Genomic DNA, 19,015 nt, shown 5'->3' with positions numbered 1-19,015 from the left:
ACGCATGAGCTTTGCAAGCGACCATTCACACATGTGCGAGCACTGCGGCGAGCGCTTTTCATGTCCTGTCGAAAAGCACGACTGCAAGATAGAATGGCGCACGAGCCATAACGACCACTACCTTGCGCTGAGCTGCTAACCCTTTTTCAAGAGCTCCTCTTTCATCCGCAGGAATTCCTCTTCCGACAATACGCCTTGCTCCTTCAGTTTTGCAAGCTTGGCAAGTTCGTCGGCGACCGAAGCTTCGTTGACTATGGTAGTTGGAGCCCGGGATCTCTGTATCCCCTTGTTTATCGCCTCGACTATTTTTTCGGCCTTGTCCTTCGGTATAGCCTCTATCTGCCCTTCGTTGCTGTCTCTGCCCATTACGACCCCGTCAATCTTTTTCTCGGCAATCGTGCTGAGCCCGGGGGCGCGCAGGATGATGCTCGACGAAAGCACGCCCTGATCGAGCCTTGCGCTCGTTATCCTGTCGTAGCTGATGTCCTCGATGCTCTGCCTGAACCCCAGTGAGCTCGGGTCGCGGATTATCAGCCTCCTATCGGTCGCGAATATTATGTTCGGCGTGGTCAGCGAACCGCCTGGTTTTATCCGTGACTGCCTTGCGACCACCAGAACCGTCTCGTCTTTGTCAAGATGATCCGCTATTTTCTTTATTTCGTCCAGTTCACCCTTGTCTGTCAGGACCGTGTTGAACTTTTTGTCCTTGCCAAACATTTACAACGACAGCATATTATTGCAGAAAATGCCTCTTAACCTTTCTTGCTAGAGAGGGAATAGACGTCGGTCCTGCGGTTCTTCAACAGCGGGAGCGACTGCCTTACCTGTGCCACCTTGGCCATGTCAAGCTCTACTATCTCCATGCCCTCGCGCTGGCCCATGTCCAAGAGTACTGTTCCAAACGGGTCGACGACCATGCTCCTGCCGGCGTAGATGTTGCCCACCTGGTCGGGCGCAACCACGTACGAGCCGTTTTCAATCGCGCGGGCCTTTAGCATCGTCTGCCAGTGCTCTTCCTTCATCGGACCCTGCACCCACCCCGAGGGCGCGACGAGTACGCTTGCCCCCTTTATCGTAAGGAGCCTCGACAGCTCTGGAAACCTGATGTCGTAGCATATCATGACGCCGATTTTGCCTGCCGCAGTCTTGGCCGGACTGACAAGCTTTTTGCCGGGCATGAGCTTTTTCGATTCCTTGAACCCTAGCGCGTCGTACAGGTGCAATTTGCGGTACACTGATGCTACTGCGCCGTCTCTGCCAATCACGGCTGCCGTATCATAGACCCTGTTGCCGGCGCCCTTTTCGTACATCGCGGCCACCACCTCTATCTTGCCGGCCTTTGCAGCCTTTCTCAAGGTAGTGACAAAGTTGCCCTGCACTGTCTCTGCGAGTCTTGACAGCTCGGCCGCGGTCTGGGTGCCGGGCGAAAATGCCATCTGGAACTCGGGAAAGCACACCATGTGTGCCTTGCCGGCCGCGGCCTGCTCGATGTACGCGACTGACCGGCGCAGGTTGTCCTGCTTGTCCTCCGATGACTTCATCTGCACTACGGCAACCGATATCATCAATTTTGCTTACACTCGCGCTGCGGGGGATAAAAGGCTAGAGCTGCTTGCCGGCCTGGAACCAGTTTTCTCTCGGGTTGTCTTCATACACCACGATGACGTGCTCTGCTTTCGTCTTTAGGATGCTGACTGCCGCGTCGGTTATCGCCTTGGCAAACTCGTCTTTCTGCTCTTTTGTCCTGCCGGGGTACATTGACACCTGGATGAGGGGCATATCTACGGCAAGAAAAATAGCCTACGGCTGATTTATAGTTACAGCGGCGTCTGCCGTCATTGGCGATTGAGTCGCTGCTGCTGTTGTTGTTGTTGCCTCTTCCTGCACAGGTCTTGCGCCGGACTGCGCCAGCTCGTACAGCGCCTGAAGGTAGCGCTTGATGAAGTTGGCGCCGGGCGACGGCCTCCTGCCCTTCTCGTAGTCGCTCAGGACCGAGGGGGTGATGGCCATCCTTTTTGCAAGGTCGGCCTGCTTTACTCCAAACTTTTTGCGCCAGAACTTTAGCTGCTGCGGCGGGTTGTCGCTCAGGACCACCGCGCCGGCGATCCACGTCAGTTCGCTTCTTCCGTTGGCAATGCCGTTATCGGAACTGGACAAACGTGAACGAAGGTTTCGATGGGTGATAAAAAGATTATTCGGGGGTTGTTTGCAACCGGTCTCTGTGAATAATAACGCCGCTGGTGACGAGCTTGAGCTTTTGAACAGCAGGGTCGTTGCCTGCAAAAAATGCCCGAGGCTTGCGAAATACATCCGCAAGGTCGGCAGCGAAAAAGTAAAGCGATTTTCTGGCGAAACCTACTGGGCAAGGCCGCTTCCAAGCTGGGGCGACCCTGACGCAAGGCTCCTGATAGTCGGCCTTGCGCCGGCCGCGCACGGCGGCAACAGGACCGGCAGGATGTTCACCGGCGACAGCTCGGGCGACTGGCTCGCAAAGGCGATGCACGGAGCGGGGTTTGCAAGCAAGCCGACAAGCCGTGCGCTGGACGACGGGCTGGTACTCACTGGCGCATACATCACCGCCGCTGCAAGGTGCGCGCCGCCGGACAACAAGCCCACGCCGCAAGAGCTGTCAAATTGTGCATCGTATCTGGAGGCAGAGCTTGCTGTTTTGAAAAACGTGAAGGTGGTACTTGCGCTTGGCAGGATAGCGTTTGATGCCTACTGCAGGACGGTTGGCGCAAGGGGTCTAGCGTTTTCGCACGGTGCCCAGCACAGGGTCGCAGGCAGAGTGCTTCTTGCCTCGTACCACCCAAGCAGGCAGAACACCAACACAGGCAGGCTCACTTGGGAGATGTGGGCAGAAATATTTGCGACCGCAAGGTCGTTGCTCGTCTAGTCACTTACTTTTTCTTTTTTGGTTTTGGCGCGGCGGCCTTTTTGCTATCGCTGGCGACAGGCGCCTTGGCCTTTGTCTTGCTGTTGCTCTTTTTTGCCTTTGCAGCGGCTGCCTTTTCCTGCGCCTCTTGTTCCTCTTTGGCTGCTTCCTCCGCTTCCTTGTTTGCAGCAGCGTTGGCCCGGCAGTTGATGATGTCGGTGGTTATCTGGTCTATCTTGTAGCGCAAGGCCTCCTTGACCCTGCTGTTGTCGACCATGTTGAGCGGGCCCTTGCAGTTGGGGCACTTGAAGAACAGCTCGACTGCCACGTCGAATTTCACACGCGGGCAGTCGTGGTTGCCGCAGTGGTAGAACTCGGTCGAGTCCTCGTGCTCCAGGCGCTTGTGCAGCCTGTCGAGGATCTTTTTCTTTTGGTTTTCAATGAAATTGTCGACGTGGTCCTGCTTGGCGCGCCAGCGGTAGACGAACCAGCCCTTCTTTTCGTCCTTGACTCTGATGCCGGTTATCAGCGCCTTTCCAAACAGGTCGTACAGGACCTTGCGCACGATGTTTATCTTTAGACCCGTTGCGCTTGCTATCTCCTCGTCGGTGACGTCCTCGGTGTTGAGTAGGGCGCGTGACACCTTGACGTATTCCTCGCCCCCTATGAGGCCGGCTATCTTGACGAAAGAGTCCTCGTAATCCATCGCGTGCATTTAGAGGAATAATTGCGCAAATTTCTGATATATAGTTTCTGAAATTTATTGAGATTGGCGTGGTTTTCGGTTGTTATTCTACCGCGAAAGCAGGATATATAGGCAGACGGCTTGCTGAAAAACTAGCCGGGCAGCCGCTTTTTAAACAAAAGCCGTGCAATTCACACTGCTTGGACTCGCACAGAGGCCACTGGAGGCAGAACCGGCGTTTTTCCTAGATCCTCAAGTTTTTGCAGGAAAACCAGTACGGTATAATCGGCTTTATGGTCCGGCTTCCAGTACGTTTCAACCGTCATGTTGCCGGCCTGACCTGCAAAATTTGTCTTGACACTGGAAAGAGCCGCAGTTTCAGAAGTGTCGTCATTGCGCACCTCGATGACAACCTGATAATAATCACCGGCTGGGTCTCCCTGATTTGTAAAGTTTGCCTCGATGAACACCGGCTCCCCGGCCTTGAAAACAATGCCATCGACTTTGCCCAGATAATCGTGGTTGGAATCATACGCGGACAGAGACGCGAGCTTGATGCTATCCTGCGGCATCTCGCCGGCCGCAGAGAAATTAGAAGGCAGATATGCCACACATGCTATTGCCATTGCTGCCAGCAGGCAGCAGGCTAAACTACCACTACTACTATGTCGTATCGTGCTGCCCATTTTTTGCGGCACGAACGCGCAAATAATAAACAAGGTGGACTTTTGATCTATCAAATATTCTTTTTACCAGAACTGGTGCCCGTTTTTCGTGGTAGCCCCTTCATACCCGATCTTGAATCTGCCGGTGCTGCCCAGGTACGTTACGCCGTAGTTGCTGTTGGCCGGCGAGCAGTTCATGAGCAGATACCCGCCTGTCCAGGCGCTCAGCTCAACCTTGCTGTCGCTGCCGGTTGCCTTGGTGGCGTACTGGATGTTCAGCACCTCCACCAGCCCCAGCCTCTGCGTGTTGGTGTTGGGAGCAAAGCTTCCCGCCTCGACGAACGTAAAGTAGTCGCTCTTGACCTTCATCGACGGACGCCCAATGTCCACCGTCTGGGCCGGCCTGGAATCGTCAAGGTCGTCCATACGCACCTGCCACTTTTTGTCCGGTCCGTACAGTATCGAGAGCTCTAGCGTGTGGCCGGCGACCACCGGGGCACTTGAAGTCCCCCTCAGAATCCCGCCTATACCCCACGCCATCTGGAACCGGGTGGCATTGTACCCAATGCCAGAGTCCCTCGACCAGTCGCCGTAATAGATCCCCACCTCGTAGTACAGGCCGTCGTCCCCCTCGAACGCGATGTGGTAGTTGGCAGGCTTATCCGGCTCGCCGGCGCGCACGACATCGGCCACTCCCGGCGGGACCTTGAACGTCACGGACTCGCCCCACTTGTCGGGGCTTGCCGCGGGAAGCTCGATGTTGCAGTTGCTGTACGATGTCGAGAGCATGGACATGCCCACTATTCCCATGCCTGCGTTGTGCGGGTTTCCTAGCAAGGGATGCGGGTACGCGGATGCGCTGCTGCCGCCACTACCGATAAAACTCAGAAACACGCTGCTTACTGCCAGCAGAGCTGCTGCAAAAAAGAAGACGATGATGATGCTTGATCTCATACGGCGTGTTGCGCAGCTGTTGTAAAGCCGGAATTGTACATAAGGGCGCTTGCTTGCCACTCTATAAACTTGACAGGTGCGCTTTTTCGCTGCTCAGCTGACTGTGCTCAGGTTACTTGCTCCCGTACAGCTTGTAGATCTTGCCGGTATAGTCGCTGACATAGTCCCACTTGTCCGGGTCCACTTGCACCGGGAAAAACGCCTCCTTTGTCTCGTCGCACAGCGCCTCGTACACGAACTGGCCTATCACTATCTGGTCCGGCTTGGCAATCCCGGTCATCTTGGTTGTCACGTTTATCGTGTAGCCGAGGATGTCAAAGTGCGGGTGCCTGACCTGCCGGCCGTCCTCAAGCGTCATGGTGTCCCACCCGTACTGCACCACGACGTTGTCACCCACGTCAATTCCGACGCGCACCTTCAGCTCGGGATAATCGTACTGGTTGAGGATCGGGTTTATGCCCTGCCGCATCACCTTTATCATCGCCTGCGCGCACGACACCGCGTTTGCGCACGGCACGCGCAGGTTGCTCCAGTCGGCAAGAAAGAACGCCAAGATAGCATCGCCCACGTATTTCAGCACGTACCCGCCGTAGGCGGAAACAAGCATGGACATTTCCTGCGTGAACGCCTGCACTATGGTGGCAAGCCTGTCCGCCGGGGTGGTCATCGAAAGTTTCGTCGACCCCACGATGTCGATGTGCAGGATTACGAATCCGACCTTGGACTTGGCGAACCTTTCCAGGATGCTGTTTGTCTCCTCCGTCGAGAGGTTGAACTGCGACTCAAAGCGCAGCGCGCGCCACACCCGCTCCTGTGCGAGCTTGATTGCCTGTTCGGTGTCCACCACTTGGGCAAGCTCAAACGACGAAAACGACGGCGCCCCGGCAGTCGCGCTTGCAGCACTGCGCTTTCTTTCCTCCTCTGCTACAAACTCGGCTATCGTCCTGTCCACCTGCTCCCTGTCGATGTCAAGCTGCAGGGCGATTATGTCCGGCTCTATCCCGGAGCTGTGGAGGTTGATTATTATCTGCCGCTGCGAGTTTGGCGCGGGCGGGTCAGAAGAAGACATGTATTTATGCCGCATTTGGAGCGCAGTGCGGCTATTAAACTCATTTGTACGGGCGTGATGATTAATAACGAGTGCCACGCATATACCGGCGGGATGGGCGGAAAACAAAAGGAGGAAGAGCGTGTGCTTTTGACGCTTCCGAACATAAAGTACCTGGTGGAGGGCTTGGAGGCGCTTTTGATGACGGACTTGGACGGCGAAAAGCGCGCCAAGGTGATAAAGCTGCGCGACGATCTGGCTTCGTACGTGAACAGCATCTTTAGCGACTATTCGTGAACGCGGCGCGCACCTTGCGTATCACCTCGTTCATCGACAGCGGCTCTTTCTTTATGACGTCGCTTCTCTCCAGTGACCCCATGAGCCGGAGGACGTCGGCTGACAGGACCAGCATGAACACAAAGCGCACCTGCACGTCGCGGGACCTTATCTTTTGGTACAGGTCGATGCCAGACATCCCTCTCATGACAAGGTCAGTCACCACGACTCCGTACTGCGACCTGCTTGCGTATTCCAGCGCCTCTGAAGGGTCGGGCGTGTGGTCGACCTCATAGCCGTCGGCCGACAGGTATGTCTTGACCAGCCCGGCAGTCGACTGCTTCTGGTCGACGAGGAGGACCGACCTCATTCGACATATTTTCGCATAATTTTCCTTTAAGCATTCAGGTCAAAAGATCTAGAGCGCAGGTACGTGTGTGTGCGTGCGTGGTGGCAAGGTTAATAATTGGACAGGGGCCAAAAACGCCGCAGCAGTGACAGAAAAAACAGCGGCCGAGGAACCCCGGCTAAAGAGGTCGGTCATCGTCCTTGCGTTCATCTCGCTAGGTCTTGTCTATTCGGTCATGCTCATAGGCGTGTTTTTGAGCTCCGGCCCCATAACTGAAAAGGGCCTTGCCTGCACCGACTGGCCGCTGTGCCCAAACGGGTTCTTTGGCGCACCTGAAGATCGCTACCTTGTAGAGTACGTGCACAGGCTGGTTGCGGTCATCACCGCCGGCTTTATCTACGCGACTGCAATAATCGTCCCTTCAGGAGTAAAGAGGGCCAAAAAGGCGGCAATAATCGCGGCAGGCATCGTCTCATGGCAGATTGCGCTTGGCTTTATCACTGTGGCGACCCACCTGTACCCGATAGCAGTGGCAAGCCACCTTTCGACCGGCATCAGTGTGTTTGCGTTTGCCCTGCTGACGTTCCTGTGGGTCGGGGTATGGAGAAAGCAGAGCTAGCAACTCTAGCGCCAGTGCACGCGCGAATTTTCAAAAAACTCCCTGTCGTCCTCTGCCAGCGCGACTTTTTTGTGGCAGTCGCCGCAAAGTAGGTATTTCGAGTCTGCAGGGAGCTCTTTTCTGCACCTGCCGCAGAACTTTTTCATCGCCTTGTTTTTTATCCGGTGGCATTGCATAAAAAACTTGTTGCGGTGGCGCTGTCAGGCGGCGTCGATTTTGGAATAAAGCATGTCGTCGTTCTTTCCTATCAATTCTATCGACTCTGTCCAAAAGACCTCTCTGACCCCGGGCATCATTTTCACCTTCTCGGAAAAATCGATGATCTCCTTGTTCGTCTTTAGGACCACGTCCGCCCTTATGTCGATGTTGTTGTTGCTCAGCGTCCTTGCCACCGACATTACGCTCGGCCAAGTCAGGATTTCCTTGGCGACGTTTGACGACGACCCGTTTTCGGCCGCGATAAAGAAAGTGATCGAGCGCAGGTCGAATCTCTTTAATGCAAGGGAGAAAGAGATGTCCAGGAACCCTGCGAGCCGCTTGCGCCTTCTCTGGATAGTCGTGAGCGGGACTCCCAGCTCTTTGGACAAAGTCATCGACGAGACCTCGCCGTTTGACGCAAGCAGGAGCTTTAGCATCTGCTTGTCGATGGGTGACAGAACGGCAGCAGAGTCGCCGTCCATGTGCAAAGGATGATGATATCTTTCCTTCTGGTCGTCGGAGGAGGAATTATTGTTGTTGTTGGAAGAAGTCAGCTTGTTCAACCTGCCAAAGAGGTCGTGTAGCTGTTCGAGCGTGAGTGGCTCCAGCGACTTGGTGTTAATGCCCAGCTTTTCCATCGCCTGCAAAAGCCCGCGCCGGGAAGAAGAGGAGATTGATTCAATCTCGGGACTGTTATCCTGCTGCTGCCTAGGCGGGCAGACAACATCGTTCTGCCTTTCTTGAAAAGAGGAGGAGGACGAGGACAAGCGCTGACGTATATTCATATGTATATTTAAATTTTATAGGGGCGATCTCCTATCGTTCAGGTTGCATGTGATATTAACAGCTCGTCAGAGAAAATTTTGTAATATTTGCATGTCTGTGTAAAACCTTTTATTCTATTTCTCCCCTATTAAGGGAATCTTTGGTAGCCGCCAAAGACGTTGCACAGGACATCATTTTGCGCCTAAGGGAGGTTTTTGGAGAGAGTACGTTTGCCATTTTCCAAGATGAGCTGGAGGCAAACTATCTGGGCAATGAGCTGTCCCTGCAGGATGCCATAGCGAGCAGGCCGGAGCTGTTTGAAAGGGCGCTAGAAACTATACTGGGGCCAGAGGGCCTGGTGGTTCTTGCAATCGTGCTGGAAGGTACGAGGGCGCAATTCCACATCAGAAAGGATTTTTCCTATTCAAAGATGGGCGACCTTTCAAGGTGCGTGGCTTTGCTGGTACGGAATTCCTGAGCGAGTCCTCTGTTGCTGTGTGTGTGCGTGCCTGACCCGCAGGAAAGAGGAGAGAGAAATGTAATTAAGGACCGGGGCTGAAAGGAAAACGGTTTCTTGGTACTGCAAAGTGAGATTAAAAGCGCCCTGTCGTATGCCACCAGCAAGGGCTACCAGATCCACCCCGACGCGTTTGCCATGCTAAAGGGGCTAGAGACGGACGCGCTCAAGGCAATCCAGGAGATAATCAAGCAGAAAAAGCAGACCAAGATGATAGTTGTAGACGACATCAAGAGCATCGTCAACCCAGGGAGGCAGCAGGAGCTTGCGCCGGCCGAGCAGGTCGCCAAGGTGCTAGTCGACCCGACTGCCAACGTCAACACCGGCGAGGGAGTCGACGGCTATGCGTCTCTGTTCAAGAGCAGGTTCGAGAAGACGATGCGCATCCTTGCGCAGAGGCCGGACAGCAAGAGGATGACCAAGATTTCCACCGTCAAGCAGATGGAAAGAGGGGGGGGTGGCAGCGGAGGCCCAAAGCAGGCGGCGGCTGCTGGCGAACGCAGCCTCGGAAGCGCTGGCACGTACGTCGTGTCGGGCCTCTTGATGTCAAGGCGCACCAAGAAAAACGGCATAGAGCTAGAGATTGACGACTACACTGGCAGGATGCCGGTGACTGCCATGTCGGAGGACGCAAAAAAGCAGGCGGCAAACCTCGCTCTCGACCAGGTGGTCATGCTGGAACTGGAAAACGCAAAGGGGACGCCTGGCCTTGCCATAAAAAACGTCTTTTCGCCGGACATACCGGACCACCTGCCTAACAAGAGCAGGTCGGAGGCATACGCGGTTTTGATATCGGACCTGCACGTCGGAAGCAAGTATTTCATGCAGCAAGAGTTCCTGCGCTTCCTCGACTGGCTGGCTTCTGATGACGACGATGAAATCGTCCGCAAGATAAAGTTCCTCTGCATCGGTGGCGACCTGATAGACGGCATCGGCATATTCCCAAACCAAGACAAGGAGCTTCTCATGATGAACGCAGAGGCCCAGATGGCGCATACCACGAAACTGCTTTCAAAGATCCCAAAAAGCATCAAGACCTTCATAATCCCGGGCAACCACGACCCCGGCCGAAGGGCGCTGCCGCAGCCGATATTTCCCGAGGCGACGTCCGGCGGCCTGTACGGCCTGGAGAACTGCACGATGCTTGGCAACCCGGCGTACGTGGAACTCAACGGGGTCAAGGTGCTGATGTTCCACGGTCAGAGCCTCGACGACGTGATTGCGACCACGCCGGGCATGAGCTACCAGCGGCCGGCGGAGGCAATGAAAGTTTTGCTGAAAGCGCGCCATTTGTCGCCAACGTACGGCGGGCGCACGCCGGTCGCGCCTGAAAGCGAGGACATGATGGTTATGACAGAGATCCCCGACATATTCCACGCGGGGCACGTGCATGTGACAGATGTTGATAGTTACCGCGGGACGCTCGTCGTGAATTCCGGCGCTTGGCAGGCGCAGACAAAGTTCCAGCAGACGATGGGCATCACGCCGTCGCCAGGCATCGCAATCGTCGTTAATTTAGCGACGATGCAGCCGTTCAAGCAGGATTTCAATAATCTTTTATTATGACAAGAGGTCTGAAAACGTCGGGTCGTCCTTAAGCGCGTCCCTTACCGTCGCAAGCGGCACGGCGACTTTGATCTTTTGCGACCGGCCATAGCGCCCTTGGCTCACCACATCCGTCGAAACCAGGCCCAGCTGGTCAAGCTCGCTTATTATCTGGGTGACCCTGCGCTGGGTGAGAGGCTCCTGCTCGGCCTGCCGGCACAGCGACGAATAGACCTCGTACACCTCGCCGGTGTTGCCGTTCTTTGACTTTGTGATGGCAAGCACCACGAACTTGGTGTGAGTCGTGGCGTTTTTTATGACTTCGAGGTTGGTGTCCTTCTCTATCTTTTCCTGCGCGGCCCGCACGTGCTTTTCCTCCACCTTGGCAGAGTGTTCCCGCTCGGCAAGCTCTGCCGCCACGCGCAAAAGGTCGATTGCCTTGCGCGCATCACCGTGCTCCCTGCCGGCCATGGCCGCGCACAGGTTGATTGCCGCTTCCGTTATTGCGCCTTCAGTAAACGCCAGTTTTGCGCGCTCTGACAGTATCTGCCTCAGCTGCTCCACGGTGTACGGGTTGAACACGGTCTCTTCCTCGGAGAGACTGCTTCTCACGCGTGGGTCCAGCTTGTCCTTGAAGGTCAGGCTGTTTGAAATGCCTATCAGGCTGACAAAGCCTCCTTTGCCCATGCGTTCGTTGGCCCTCGTGAAGGAATAGAGCACGTCGTCGCCGTTTCTGTCCACCAGTGAATCTATTTCGTCGATGACAAGTATGACATGCATCTTTTTCTTTTGTATGAACTGCAGTATCCTGTCAGTGGCTTCGCCCATCGAAAGCCCGGTAAAGTGGACCTTCTTTTCCTCCTTGTTCAGGCCGAGGTTTTCCGCGATTTCAAAGAGCAGTTTGTACGCGCTGTTGGCAAGTTTTGCGTTGATTATAGGGACGTTGACGGTGATCCCAAGCTCGCCGGATTTTTTGACCAGCCTGTCGACCACGGTTTTCACGACCGCAGTTTTTCCGGTCCCTGGTTTTCCAAACAGGAGCAAATTTGACGGGCGTGCCCCTTTGAACACGGTCGACAGTACCTGCGCAAGCGCCGCCGCTTCTTGGTCGCGAAACGGCAGTTTTTCCGGCACATAGTCGATGGTGAGCGTCTCCCTCTTTTTGACGAGCGACTTGCCGCTTGCAGCCCTGTCAAATATGTTGTCGATGTCGCTCGTACACCCGCACCCCTACCTTTCCTTTCCAGAATGCAGGTTTGTTAAGGTTGTCTTAACAGTTACGTTAACAGGGCCGTTTTAAACCCTCAAATCAACTTGTACTAGTTATCGTATCAGCTTGTACAGATGGCAAGATGGAGTTGATGAGAAGGAGGTGTGGACAGGAAAGATAGGGGTGGCTGTTGTGCAGGCAATAGTCGATTATAACATTCGGTTAACACTACTGATCGAAAAGGTGGAAAAGGAGCCAGAAACGACCCCTTTGTTTCCACTGGAGCGTTAAGGTGTCGGTTAGCGCTGTTAACACTGGCAAAGGGGACCCCTTTGTTTCCACTGGAACTGGAAAAGGGCGCTTGGCAACAAGAAAATTGGTTAACTGATAGGATTTGTTAACGAAAAAGGCTCGCGTCTCATGTCAAGCTAACAACAGCTAAGCTGATTGTTATCAACAGTAACACAAGCTCTGTTAAGTGTCAAGGTGTTAACAGCTGAGCTACAACCTTTGCCGGGAAGGAAAAAGTTCCGAATCGAGCTGGAGGACGCCGAAGGGAGCAAGTACAACCTCTCCCTGGAAGGCAACATCTCGAAGGACAAGATATTGAAGATAGTAGAGTTCATGGACCTTCTCAACATCGAGAATAGCGAGGGCGCCAACAACCGTAATCCTGAGAACGAGTTCAGGGCACCGCCCGCCTCGGTGGGCGACAGGATATGGGCGCTTGTAGAGGGCAAGTTCCCGTACGGCAGTTTTACCTCGTCTGACATTCTAGAGCTGTATGAGGACACATACAACGAGCCCATAAAACTCAGCATCGTCTCTACCTACCTCTCGCGGTACGCCGAGCGAGGCCGGCTCGTGAGGAACCGCCAGGGAAAAGAGTGGGTCTACAGGACAGCTAAGCCTGCTACTACTGCTGTTACTGCCGGATCTCGGGCGCCTGAACCGCAGGCTTCTCGTCCTTCGCCAATCTCGTACGACCGGCTTCAGTGATATTGTAGCGAAACGGCTTGCTGTTGACATCCCTGCTGACTAGGCCACTCTCGTGCAGCTTTTTCATGAGGCGGGCGGTGTGCTCTCTCGTCCTACCTATTGCGTGCTGGACCTCCCTTGAGGTGCGGGGCCTGTCCGCCAATAATTTGAGGATATAGTCGACCGTGCCGTTCTGACTGCTCTCGACTTGTGCCGTAGTGATGTCCGGCGGATGCTGCGTGACTGTTACAGGCTCACTCACGGGTTGCGCGTGAGGCGCTTGCTGCTGTGATACTGTTGGCTGCTGTACGATGATGTGAGAAGGAGGCTGTACGAGCGCCTGCGTCTTTACCTCAACTATGTCAAGTTTCGTGCGCATCTCGGCTATCACACGGTCATAGTCTCTCAGCCGGCGGGTGTATTCGAGGACGACAGCCTCCACCACCGCATCGTCGGCGTGATAATTGTTGTTATTGCTGTTGTCACGCTTTGCGCTTTCCCTAAACCTGCGCAGAGCCATCACGGTCACAAGGCCGCCTGCATAAAAGAGCACGCCCAATATCACGACTCCAAGGTCGACAGTGATGTTAAGGGGAAGATCCAGGATCATGTCACAACATTTGCGTGCAGAAACCGTGATTTAATGTTACGGACCAAACTTGTTTTACAACTTGCACACTCTTTTTACCAGCGCATCCATCACGGACATCACGTCTTCCAAGCGTGCCTGATCGAAAATGTCACTGCCTTCTGAAGCAAATATCACGCTCAGCTGGTCCGCAAGGCGGGCCATCGCGCTCAACGCCTCCGGCTGCAAGGCCCCCGACGATTGCAGAAGTATTGCGCTGTAAAGGACGGCTATTGCCTTGTCCCGGCACTGCTTTACCTGCCTGTAGTACGCACCCGAAGTCATGTTTGGCGGCCTCCCCCCACCCTGCAGCCTTTTAGAAATTATGGAAACTTGTCTGGGTGTAAATAAAGAATTTGCTATAATTTCCATCAAAAGTTTGCTAGATTTGGAATCACGCTCGGCCATGTCTGCTATACAGATTTGTATAGCGTATATGCTATTAAACTTTGCAACCATGTCAAACTTTAAAATGGCTGGCCACTTTCAAATGGAGGCGTGGCTGGAACAACGGTGGCAGTAGGAAAGATAGAGAATTATCTCAGGGAAGAGATAAAGAAGCACGGGACGATCTGTTTTCCATTAATTGACTCTGAAAATAATTCGACAGATGCGGCATCTATTGCAAGGAAGGTAGAGGAGGCCGGCGCTTCTGCGATACTGGTCGGCGGATCTTCGGCAATTGACCAGATGGAGCTAGCCAAGGTGGTAAGTGACATCAAGGGCGCAATCAAGATACCCGTGATATTGTTCCCCGGAAATGTCACGGGCGTGTCACCCAAGGCCGACGCGATACTTTTTAGCTCGCTGTTAAACTCTGAAGACCCGTACTTTATCACCGGGGCACAGGCGCTTGGCGCCCTTGCGGTCAAAAAGCACGGCATCGAGCCCTTGCCTACTGCGTACGTGATAGTAGGGGAGGGGACGGCGGCCTGGTTCGTCGGCAGGGCAAGGGGCATACCGTTTCACAAGCCAAATCTCGCAGTCATGTACTCTTTGGCGGCGCAGTACATGGGCATGAGGTTCGTCTACCTTGAGGCAGGTTCGGGTGCGTCTCAGAACGTCACGCCCGAGATGGTAGCCGCGGTGAGAAAGTACTACGAGGGGATTCTCATCGTCGGGGGCGGCATAAAGAGCCCGGAAACGGCGGGCCAGATAGCCAAGGCAGGCGCCGACATCATCGTGGTGGGCACGATGATAGAGAAGGACGGCGACTGGCAGCAAAAGTTATCTTCCATGGTAAAGGCTATGCGTCAGGCGCATTGAGATTATGATCTCCGAAGGCGAGGCCCGGCTCAGCGACATCAGGATGCCGGCTTATTACCGGCGCTACCAGCACGACATTCTGGCAAGCGTGCAGAAATACTACGAGCACGCGCTAAAGGCGCGCAGAAAGGGAATCGACGTCGCCGACGTCGTGGAACCCAAGATAGCGTTCGACCTGTCGGACAGAGTCGCCAAGATGCACAACATCGAGATCGCCGAGCGGCTGCGCGCGCTCCTCGGCCAGACCACGAAGGAAAAGGCGGCGCTAAAGATAGCGGAGGAGATCGCCAAGGGGGAGTATGGCACTGGCGACCTGCGCACGCGGCTTGACAACGCGGTCAGGGTCTCGCTTGCGGTGGTGACAGAGGGCGTGACTGTCGCCCCGCTGCAGGGGATATCCGACGTCACGATAAAGAACAACGCCGACGGGTCGCAGTACCTGTCGGTGTCTTTTGCCGGGCCAATCCGCTCCGCAGGCGGCACGGAAGCTGCACTGACGATGCTGATTGCGGACCACGCGCGCAAGGTGGCCGGCCTTGACACGTACAAGGCAAACTCGTTTGACGACGAAACCGGCCGGTTCGTAGAAGAGTTGAGGATATACGAAAGGGAGGTCATGGGCTTTCAGTTCAAGGTGCTCGACGAGGACGTCATAAAGTGCATAGCAAGCCTTCCGGTGGAGCTCGACGGTGTCGACACCGACCCCGTGGACGTGGTCGGCCACAAGGGCATGAGGAGGATAGCCACCGACAGGGTGCGCGGGGGCGCGCTGAGGGTGATGAATGATGGGCTCATCGGTAGGAGCCGAAAACTGCTGAAACTTGTCGAGACGCTCAAGCTGGACGGCTGGCAGTGGCTCAAGGAGCTGAAAGGCGCAATCCAGACGGGCGACGACGACGCGGCGCACCACAGGATGTCGGAGGTCATCACCGGCAGGCCGGTGCTTTCCATGGTGAAAAAGGTGGGGGGGTTCCGCCTGCGCTACGGCCGGTCGCCCAACACCGGCTTTGCGACAGTGGGAATACACCCCGCGGTGCCCGTGCTTCTGAACTATGCAATCGTCGCCGGCACGCAGATCAAGATGGACATACCCGGCAAGGCGTCGACGATAGCGCTCGTAGACACGGTCGAGCCGCCGGTGGTAAGGATGGACGACGGCCGCGTGCTTGCCGTGCGCTCGGTGGAGCAGGCCGAAAAGATTCGGACAAAAGTGCAAAAGATCCTGTACATGGGCGACATGCTGATAAGCTATGGCGACTTTTTGGAAAACAACGCGCAGCTTCCTCCCGCCAGCTATGTGGAGGAGATATGGGCGCTCCAGCTGCGCGCAAAACTCGCCTCCGACGTTTCAATTGGCATCGAGCGCGACAGGCTGATACAGCTAGTCGAGCATCCGCTGACGATAACACCGACAGTCGACGAAGCGTTTGAGATAAGCAAAAAACTCGGCATACCTCTGCACCCGCACCACTCGTTCTACTTTGACGTTCTTGCATTACCGGAACTGCTCTACCTGAAGGAGAGGCTGCAAGAGCTGCCAAACGACTCCGCGCTCAAGGCGATCCTTGAAAAGCTGGGTACAAGCCACTCTGTTGTTTCAAATAATAGACTAGTGCTTGACGATCCGGAACAGGCAAAGTCGCTTTCTATCCTGCTGTCCGGGCCTGTCATTGACGACGCCAAGGACCCTATTGATTATGTCACAAAATCGTCCGGCGTCGCCGTGATGCAAAAGTTCGCGTCGTCGATAGCAGTCAGGGTGGGCAGGCCGGAAAAGGCCGCCGAGCGCAAGATGAAGCCCCCTGTGCACGTGCTGTTCCCGATAGGCACCAAGGGCGGCGCGATGCGGGACATCATCAAGGCATGCGGCGAGGAAGAGTCGCTCTTTACGCAGATAGCAAACCGCTACTGCGAAACTTGCCGCCTGCCGTCGCTTGGAACCCACTGCCGCACCTGCGGCGCGTCGACGATGCTACGCAGCCAGTGTCCCATCTGCAAGGGCGACGTGGAGGAAGGCGAAAAATGCCCGCGCTGCAACAGAGACGCCAGGACGTACGCCTCGATGAATTTCCCGCTAAAAGCGGCGCTCCAGATGGCCGAGAAAAAGCTGGGCGTCAGGGCGCAGCAGCCGCTCAAGGGAGTGAAATCCATGATGAGCCGCGACAGGGCCGCCGAGCCACTGGAAAAGGGCATCTTGCGCCAAAAACACGAGCTCCATGCCTTCAAGGACGGCACAATCCGCTTTGACGCAACCAACGAGCCGTTGACCCACTTTGTCCCGGCGTGGATAGGAGTAAGCGTCGACAAGCTGAAGGAGCTTGGCTATAACCGCGATTACCTAGGCCGCGAGCTCATTTCATCTGACCAGCTGGTGGAATTGATGATGCAGGACGTCATCATTCCCCGCGACTCGGCCAGGCACCTCGTGAACGCGGCGAAATTCATCGATGAAGAGCTGGAAAAGCTGTACGAACAAGAGCCGTTCTACAACGTCGACGCCGTCAGCGACCTTGTCGGACATTTAGTGGTGGGCCTTGCGCCGCACACGTCGGTGGGCATCATGGGTCGGATTATCGGGTTTACCGACTCGCAGGTGTGTCTCGGCTCGCCGATATGGCACTCGGCCAAACGCCGCGACTGCGACGGCGACGCCGACTCTATAATGCTCCTCATGGATGCATTTCTGAACTTTTCGTTTGATTTTCTGCCGGACAAGATAGGCGGGCTCATGGACGCGCCACTTTTGATACAGCCCGTTGTGTTGCCGCACGAGGTGCAGCGTCAGGCCCACAACGTCGACATCGCCTCATCGTACCCGCTGGAATTCTACGAGGCGACGTGGAAGCAGGCCAAGGCGGCAGACGTGGCAAGCATGATAGAGATAGTGAAGGGCAGAATTGGAGAGGAGACGCAGTTTTTCGGCTACGGCTTTACGCACCCCACCGCCGGGCTGACCACGAAGGAGCAGAGGAGCGCCTATTCCACGCTGAACACGATGGACGAGAAGCTAAAGATGCAGTTTGACACAGCAAAGCTCATCAGCGCGGTGGACGCCGACGAGGTCGCCGCGATGGTGCTGACGACGCACATACTGCCGGACATAATGGGCAACATGCGCTCGTACTCCTCGCAGACGTTCCGGTGCACAAACTGCGGCGAAAAGTTCCGCAGGATGCCGCTTGTGGGCAAGTGCACGGAATGTGGCAACAAGCTGACGCAGACAGTGACGAGGGGCGCCGTCGAAAAGTACCTCGGCATTGCGACCGGCTTTTGTCAGGAGTACAAGATAAACGAGTACCTGAAGAGCAGGGTGGAGTCCATATCGACAGAGTTGAAGCTGATATTCCAGGAGGAAAAGAAGGTGCAGTCGAGCCTGACAGAGTTTATGGCATGACTCAATTTTTGTTGCCCGCAAACTCTGGAATAAATATCACAATACTGCATCTAGTCACGCGGTGAACCGTCTTCCGAAACTGCTTTTCATTTCGAAAATTGCAGCAATATTGTTAGGCGTTGGATTATCTCAATTACACATTCCTTTATCAAAGGAAGAGTCTGACGCATTTTTCAAGGCTTGCATCGAATGCAAATCGCCTCCGACATATCGAAACATAGATCCAGAAATAGTAAATGTTTTGTTAATTGTGGGTATCGTTGCTATATCCGCTGGCGGCATCCTAACTGCACTGCATAAAAATAATCTTCCGGCAACTTCTAATAAGTTGAGTTGAGAAATTCTTCGAGGTAAAGCAGCGCCTTCTATAGTATTGCAATAATTAAATGTCAGTTAACAAAGTTCCTGAAGTTTAATTTTCGTAAAATCATAGAGAAATCATATTGAAAAGCCGCACAAGCGTGGCTATGGCCGCGGGAATAGGGCTATTCGCTCTTGTTATGCGCCTCTATTTTGAAACCACGCTCAACAGGCCGCTACACCCTACTGCCGGCCCGCCAAGGTTGCAGGCGAGTCAGACATTTACCCAAGGAAACCACACCTATGATGAAGCAGAAATCCCGTTCGTGCCCAACCAGCAGTACGCGTTTCACGGTATTTCATTTACATATCTAGGGAACGACACCGCGGACGCAGACCAGTGCCCGCCCGCGGATCTAAAACCCTTTAACGAGCTTTATCCTTTCAATGAAATCAAACATTTCAGTGCCATTTTGAAAAACGGGACAAAAGTAAGCATGGATACCTGCTGGCCATTACCTTACACCCCGGTCATAATATCTGACAACCCGCCAACAAAGACCGCAGGAATGATGCAGGACTCTATCTATTTCGTGCATGGAGTGCCTACCGGTCTGCAAAAGAGGTGGGAAACGAGATGGTTTGACCCTGACTCCGAGACCGCAGGAATAATACAGAATCAGACCTATTTCGTGCCCGGCAAGACTGCATTTTATTATTTTACAGAACGAACAGGCCAGTAA

General features: G+C 54.7%; 24 protein-coding genes and 1 pseudogene. 11 read left to right on the top strand and 14 right to left on the bottom strand.

Annotated features, from left to right (window positions below; all coding sequences use genetic code 11):
• Positions 1–4 precede the first annotated feature (4 nt).
• Positions 5–139 carry a hypothetical protein gene (locus ACYOR7_RS13070; protein ID WP_294806684.1) on the top strand — a complete coding sequence of 45 codons (135 nt, stop codon included), beginning with the start codon at positions 5–7 and terminating at the stop codon, positions 137–139.
• On the opposite strand, the gene ACYOR7_RS13065 is transcribed toward ACYOR7_RS13070, so the two are convergent.
• Genes ACYOR7_RS13065 through ACYOR7_RS13050 form a run of 4 tightly spaced genes read right to left on the bottom strand, consistent with a single transcriptional unit; the run spans position 136 to position 2,157 of the window.
• A complete protein-coding gene (locus ACYOR7_RS13065) occupies positions 136–717 on the bottom strand; it encodes a PH domain-containing protein (protein WP_294806681.1) in 582 nt (193 codons plus the stop codon). The two genes, ACYOR7_RS13070 and ACYOR7_RS13065, sit on opposite strands and share 4 nt — an antisense overlap.
• Positions 718–752: 35 nt before the next feature.
• Positions 753–1,562 (bottom strand): carbon-nitrogen hydrolase family protein, encoded by an 810-nt coding sequence (locus tag ACYOR7_RS13060; protein ID WP_479914483.1) that lies wholly within the window; start codon positions 1,560–1,562, stop codon positions 753–755.
• Positions 1,563–1,602: 40 nt separating this feature from the next.
• A complete protein-coding gene (locus tag ACYOR7_RS13055) occupies positions 1,603–1,779 on the bottom strand; it encodes a tautomerase family protein (RefSeq protein ID WP_294806676.1) in 177 nt (58 codons plus the stop codon).
• A gap of 21 nt (positions 1,780–1,800) precedes the next feature.
• Positions 1,801–2,157 (bottom strand): helix-turn-helix domain-containing protein, encoded by a 357-nt coding sequence (locus ACYOR7_RS13050; protein WP_294806674.1) that lies wholly within the window; start codon positions 2,155–2,157, stop codon positions 1,801–1,803.
• A 49-nt stretch (positions 2,158–2,206) separates the two neighbouring features.
• Between ACYOR7_RS13050 and ACYOR7_RS13045 the strand changes: the two genes are divergently transcribed.
• Positions 2,207–2,896, top strand: coding sequence for a uracil-DNA glycosylase (locus ACYOR7_RS13045; protein WP_294806671.1), 690 nt, complete (start codon positions 2,207–2,209; stop codon positions 2,894–2,896).
• A gap of 190 nt (positions 2,897–3,086) precedes the next feature.
• On the opposite strand, the pseudogene ACYOR7_RS13040 reads toward ACYOR7_RS13045, so the two are convergent.
• From ACYOR7_RS13040 to ACYOR7_RS13025, 4 genes and pseudogenes are all read right to left on the bottom strand, one after another.
• Positions 3,087–3,590: pseudogene (locus tag ACYOR7_RS13040) on the bottom strand (transcription factor); the annotation flags it as partial.
• A 161-nt stretch (positions 3,591–3,751) separates the two neighbouring features.
• Positions 3,752–4,186 carry a hypothetical protein gene (locus ACYOR7_RS13035; protein ID WP_479914180.1) on the bottom strand — a complete coding sequence of 145 codons (435 nt, stop codon included), beginning with the start codon at positions 4,184–4,186 and terminating at the stop codon, positions 3,752–3,754.
• A gap of 123 nt (positions 4,187–4,309) precedes the next feature.
• Complete coding sequence (locus ACYOR7_RS13030) at positions 4,310–5,179, bottom strand: hypothetical protein (RefSeq protein WP_479914179.1); 870 nt, start codon at positions 5,177–5,179, stop codon at positions 4,310–4,312.
• A gap of 112 nt (positions 5,180–5,291) precedes the next feature.
• Entirely contained in the window at positions 5,292–6,248 is a 957-nt protein-coding gene (locus tag ACYOR7_RS13025; RefSeq protein WP_479914178.1) for an adenylate/guanylate cyclase domain-containing protein, read from the bottom strand.
• Positions 6,249–6,341: 93 nt separating this feature from the next.
• On the opposite strand from ACYOR7_RS13025, the gene ACYOR7_RS13020 reads away from it, so the two are divergent.
• Positions 6,342–6,524 (top strand): hypothetical protein, encoded by a 183-nt coding sequence (locus ACYOR7_RS13020; protein ID WP_294806657.1) that lies wholly within the window; start codon positions 6,342–6,344, stop codon positions 6,522–6,524.
• On the opposite strand, the gene ACYOR7_RS13015 is transcribed toward ACYOR7_RS13020, so the two are convergent.
• Positions 6,508–6,873, bottom strand: coding sequence for a response regulator (locus tag ACYOR7_RS13015; RefSeq protein ID WP_294806655.1), 366 nt, complete (start codon positions 6,871–6,873; stop codon positions 6,508–6,510). The two genes, ACYOR7_RS13020 and ACYOR7_RS13015, sit on opposite strands and share 17 nt — an antisense overlap.
• Positions 6,874–6,997: 124 nt before the next feature.
• On the opposite strand from ACYOR7_RS13015, the gene ACYOR7_RS13010 reads away from it, so the two are divergent.
• A complete protein-coding gene (locus tag ACYOR7_RS13010; RefSeq protein WP_294806653.1) occupies positions 6,998–7,471 on the top strand; it encodes a COX15/CtaA family protein in 474 nt (157 codons plus the stop codon).
• A gap of 5 nt (positions 7,472–7,476) precedes the next feature.
• On the opposite strand, the gene ACYOR7_RS13005 is transcribed toward ACYOR7_RS13010, so the two are convergent.
• Positions 7,477–7,617: a hypothetical protein gene (locus ACYOR7_RS13005; protein ID WP_479914177.1), complete on the bottom strand. Its 141-nt coding sequence runs from the start codon at positions 7,615–7,617 to the stop codon at positions 7,477–7,479.
• Between the two features lie 54 nt (positions 7,618–7,671).
• On the bottom strand, positions 7,672–8,436 hold the full coding sequence (locus ACYOR7_RS13000) for a hypothetical protein (RefSeq protein WP_479914176.1): 765 nt from the start codon (positions 8,434–8,436) through the stop codon (positions 7,672–7,674).
• 158 nt (positions 8,437–8,594) lie between these two features.
• Between ACYOR7_RS13000 and ACYOR7_RS12995 the strand changes: the two genes are divergently transcribed.
• Together ACYOR7_RS12995 and ACYOR7_RS12990 are read left to right on the top strand one after the other, a co-directional pair.
• Positions 8,595–8,912 (top strand): hypothetical protein, encoded by a 318-nt coding sequence (locus ACYOR7_RS12995; protein ID WP_479914175.1) that lies wholly within the window; start codon positions 8,595–8,597, stop codon positions 8,910–8,912.
• Positions 8,913–9,008: 96 nt separating this feature from the next.
• The gene (locus tag ACYOR7_RS12990; RefSeq protein ID WP_479914174.1) at positions 9,009–10,517 is read left to right on the top strand and encodes a DNA-directed DNA polymerase II small subunit; all 1,509 of its coding nucleotides are present in this window, start codon (positions 9,009–9,011) and stop codon (positions 10,515–10,517) included.
• On the opposite strand, the gene ACYOR7_RS12985 is transcribed toward ACYOR7_RS12990, so the two are convergent.
• Positions 10,512–11,696, bottom strand: a complete 1,185-nt coding sequence (locus ACYOR7_RS12985; RefSeq protein WP_479914482.1) for a Cdc6/Cdc18 family protein — start codon at positions 11,694–11,696, stop codon at positions 10,512–10,514. The two genes, ACYOR7_RS12990 and ACYOR7_RS12985, sit on opposite strands and share 6 nt — an antisense overlap.
• 520 nt (positions 11,697–12,216) lie before the next feature.
• On the opposite strand from ACYOR7_RS12985, the gene ACYOR7_RS12980 reads away from it, so the two are divergent.
• Complete coding sequence (locus ACYOR7_RS12980; protein ID WP_366137921.1) at positions 12,217–12,705, top strand: hypothetical protein; 489 nt, start codon at positions 12,217–12,219, stop codon at positions 12,703–12,705.
• On the opposite strand, the gene ACYOR7_RS12975 is transcribed toward ACYOR7_RS12980, so the two are convergent.
• Together ACYOR7_RS12975 and ACYOR7_RS12970 are read right to left on the bottom strand one after the other, a co-directional pair.
• Positions 12,632–13,294, bottom strand: coding sequence for a helix-turn-helix domain-containing protein (locus tag ACYOR7_RS12975; RefSeq protein ID WP_294807746.1), 663 nt, complete (start codon positions 13,292–13,294; stop codon positions 12,632–12,634). The genes ACYOR7_RS12980 and ACYOR7_RS12975 overlap by 74 nt on opposite strands.
• A gap of 54 nt (positions 13,295–13,348) precedes the next feature.
• A complete protein-coding gene (locus tag ACYOR7_RS12970; protein WP_294807748.1) occupies positions 13,349–13,597 on the bottom strand; it encodes a hypothetical protein in 249 nt (82 codons plus the stop codon).
• A gap of 228 nt (positions 13,598–13,825) precedes the next feature.
• Between ACYOR7_RS12970 and ACYOR7_RS12965 the strand changes: the two genes are divergently transcribed.
• The 4 genes from ACYOR7_RS12965 (at position 13,826) to ACYOR7_RS12950 (ending at position 19,015) form a co-directional block, all read left to right on the top strand.
• The gene (locus tag ACYOR7_RS12965) at positions 13,826–14,578 is read left to right on the top strand and encodes a phosphoglycerol geranylgeranyltransferase (RefSeq protein WP_479914481.1); all 753 of its coding nucleotides are present in this window, start codon (positions 13,826–13,828) and stop codon (positions 14,576–14,578) included.
• Positions 14,579–14,582: 4 nt separating this feature from the next.
• Positions 14,583–17,972 (top strand): DNA polymerase II large subunit, encoded by a 3,390-nt coding sequence (locus ACYOR7_RS12960; protein ID WP_479914173.1) that lies wholly within the window; start codon positions 14,583–14,585, stop codon positions 17,970–17,972.
• 61 nt (positions 17,973–18,033) lie between these two features.
• Positions 18,034–18,309 (top strand): hypothetical protein, encoded by a 276-nt coding sequence (locus tag ACYOR7_RS12955; protein WP_479914172.1) that lies wholly within the window; start codon positions 18,034–18,036, stop codon positions 18,307–18,309.
• 106 nt (positions 18,310–18,415) lie between these two features.
• A complete protein-coding gene (locus ACYOR7_RS12950) occupies positions 18,416–19,015 on the top strand; it encodes a hypothetical protein (protein WP_479914171.1) in 600 nt (199 codons plus the stop codon).

Source organism: Candidatus Nitrososphaera sp. 86-2 (assembly GCF_056726185.1).
The sequence above is the reverse complement of the archived record's forward strand: the minus strand, read 5'-3'. Positions and strand labels throughout refer to the sequence as shown.

Bases quoted from the DNA above. Each gene is read 5' to 3' on its own strand.
- ACYOR7_RS13070 (WP_294806684.1), top strand. From the start codon at position 5: ATGAGCTTTGCAAGCGACCATTCACACATGTGCGAGCACTGCGGCGAG.
- ACYOR7_RS13065 (WP_294806681.1), bottom strand. From the start codon at position 717: ATGTTTGGCAAGGACAAAAAGTTCAACACGGTCCTGACAGACAAGGGT.
- ACYOR7_RS13055 (WP_294806676.1), bottom strand. From the start codon at position 1,779: ATGCCCCTCATCCAGGTGTCAATGTACCCCGGCAGGACAAAAGAGCAG.
- ACYOR7_RS13035 (WP_479914180.1), bottom strand. From the start codon at position 4,186: ATGGCAATAGCATGTGTGGCATATCTGCCTTCTAATTTCTCTGCGGCC.
- ACYOR7_RS13030 (WP_479914179.1), bottom strand. From the start codon at position 5,179: ATGAGATCAAGCATCATCATCGTCTTCTTTTTTGCAGCAGCTCTGCTG.
- ACYOR7_RS13025 (WP_479914178.1), bottom strand. From the start codon at position 6,248: ATGTCTTCTTCTGACCCGCCCGCGCCAAACTCGCAGCGGCAGATAATA.
- ACYOR7_RS13020 (WP_294806657.1), top strand. From the start codon at position 6,342: ATGGGCGGAAAACAAAAGGAGGAAGAGCGTGTGCTTTTGACGCTTCCG.
- ACYOR7_RS13015 (WP_294806655.1), bottom strand. From the start codon at position 6,873: ATGAGGTCGGTCCTCCTCGTCGACCAGAAGCAGTCGACTGCCGGGCTG.
- ACYOR7_RS13005 (WP_479914177.1), bottom strand. From the start codon at position 7,617: ATGAAAAAGTTCTGCGGCAGGTGCAGAAAAGAGCTCCCTGCAGACTCG.
- ACYOR7_RS12975 (WP_294807746.1), bottom strand. From the start codon at position 13,294: ATGATCCTGGATCTTCCCCTTAACATCACTGTCGACCTTGGAGTCGTG.
- ACYOR7_RS12970 (WP_294807748.1), bottom strand. From the start codon at position 13,597: ATGACTTCGGGTGCGTACTACAGGCAGGTAAAGCAGTGCCGGGACAAG.
- ACYOR7_RS12960 (WP_479914173.1), top strand. From the start codon at position 14,583: ATGATCTCCGAAGGCGAGGCCCGGCTCAGCGACATCAGGATGCCGGCT.